Raw genomic sequence first — 1,954 nt, 5'->3', positions numbered from 1 at the left:
GCACGAGCCGGATCACGGGATGACCGGCGGCGTCGAGCAGACGTCGCACGATGTGCTTGCGGCCCTCGTGCAGCACGAGCCGCACCAGCGACTGGCCTTCGTGGACCTCGAGCAACGCGAACTCGTCGACCGAGGCAGGCCCGTCCTCGAGTTCGATACCGGCCTTGAGCTGCTTGCCGACCCCGCGCGCGAGCACACCCTTGACGGTCGCCAGGTAGGTCTTGGGGACCTCGTAGGACGGGTGCATGAGCCGGTGCGCGAGTTCACCGTCGTTGGTGAGCAGCAGCAGACCTTCGGTGTCGGCGTCGAGACGACCGACGTGGAACAGGCGCTGCCCGGCGGCGACGCGTTCGGAAACGATGTCGCCGACACAGGGACGACCGAGATCGTCGGACATCGTGGACTGCCAGCCGCGCGGTTTGTTCAGCACGAGATGCACGAGATCCTTGTTGACGACGACGCGGACGCCGTCGACCCGGATCACGGCGTTCTCCGGGTCCACGCGCAGGCCCTGCTCGACGACGATGTTGCCGTCGACCTCGACGCGACCTGCGGCGATGAGTTCCTCGGCTGCGCGGCGCGAGGCGACGCCGGCCTGGGCGAGCACCTTCTGCAGCCGCACGCCTTCACCGGCGGGCAGCTGGGCCGGGCCGGCTTCGCGGTGCTGGTGACGCGCGGGGCGGGCGTTGCTCACGGTCGGAACGACGCGCTGTGCGGCGCGCTTGGCGGCAGGCTTGGAGGGCTTGCCGGTCGAGGTGCCCTTGCGGTGCGGTTTGCGACCGGCGGCCGGCTGGGCGGGATTGCGGCCTCCGGCCGACTGGGCGGGATTGCGGCCTCCGGCCGACTGAGCCGGAGTGCGGCTGGCGGCCGACTGACCGGGAGTGGCCCGGCGATCGGAACGGGGTGAGTCGGTGCGCTCCCCCGTACGGGGAGCCCCTGCGCGCCCCGAACGCGGGGATTCGGTGCGTCCTCCCGCACGCGGGGATTCGGTGCGTCCTCCGGAACGCGGGGATTCGGTGCGTCCCGAGCGGGAGGCCCCGGCATTGCGCGTAGTCGCGCTGCGGGGATTGTTTCTTCTACGATCCGGTGTGCCATCACGGCGAGCGGGTGTATTCACTTGATTCCTGTCAGTTCTCTGGATCGAACTCCGCGGGCGAGAGAGTCTCGGGACGCGCGTTCCTACCCATTCTCTCAAATCGTGGGTCCGACTCGAGACTGTCGGCGATGTCGTCGATCACATCGACATCGGGCAGAAGCGGCGCAACGGGCGGAAGATCCTGCAGAGATGCCAGGCCGAGGCGCTCGAGGAACAACTCGGTGGTGACATAGAGCGTGCCACCGGTGTCGGGATCGGTGCCGGCCTCGGCGATCAGATCGCGGGCGAGCAGCGTGCGCATCACCCCGTCGACGTTGACGCCGCGCACCGCGCCGACACGGCTGCGGGTGACCGGCTGCCGATAGGCGATCACGGCGAGAGTCTCGAGTGCGGCGCGGGTGAGTTTGGTGCGGGCGCCACCCTGCAGCAACTTCTCGACATACGGCGCGAAATCGCGACGGGTGTAGAAGCGCCATCCGTCGCCCGCATACCGCAGATCGATGCCGGATCCACGCGCGGTGAGGTCCTGCGCGAGACGTCGCAGCGCGGCCTCGGACCGGTCGGCGGTGACCCCGATGGCGGCGGCGAGCTGCTCGGTGGGTGCGGGGGTGTCGACGACGAGCAGCAGCGCTTCGAGGGCCGCGGTGAGTTCGTCGTCGGCGATGTCGAGAAGCTCACCGTCCCATGCACGCTCCTGCGCGGCGGTGTCGCCTGCACGCTCGTGCTCGACGGCGTCGTCGCTCACCCGTAGTCCTCCTCGAAATCGACGGCGTCGTCGGTCTCCCCCGTCCACGCGACCTGCAGGTGCCCCAGCGGATCGGGTTGCTCGAAGGTGACGGCGCGTTCGCGGTACAACTC

Annotated in this window: 2 protein-coding genes; both read right to left on the bottom strand. The window is 69.5% G+C overall.

Going from position 1 to position 1,954, the window contains the following annotated elements:
• Positions 1 to 1,117 (bottom strand): pseudouridine synthase (locus tag R1101_RS31205; protein ID WP_232284810.1); only part of this gene is annotated, 1,117 nt, incomplete at its 3' end.
• 10 nt (positions 1,118 to 1,127) lie between these two features.
• Positions 1,128 to 1,760, bottom strand: a complete 633-nt coding sequence (gene scpB / locus R1101_RS0122305; RefSeq protein ID WP_081494145.1) for an SMC-Scp complex subunit ScpB — start codon at positions 1,758 to 1,760, stop codon at positions 1,128 to 1,130.
• Positions 1,761 to 1,954 lie beyond the last annotated feature (194 nt).

The sequence above is a fragment of the Rhodococcus sp. R1101 genome, assembly GCF_000278445.1.
Lineage (GTDB): Bacteria > Actinomycetota > Actinomycetes > Mycobacteriales > Mycobacteriaceae > Rhodococcus > Rhodococcus gordoniae.
Note: the sequence above shows the minus strand (reverse complement) of the source record. Positions and strands in the feature narration are given on the sequence as shown.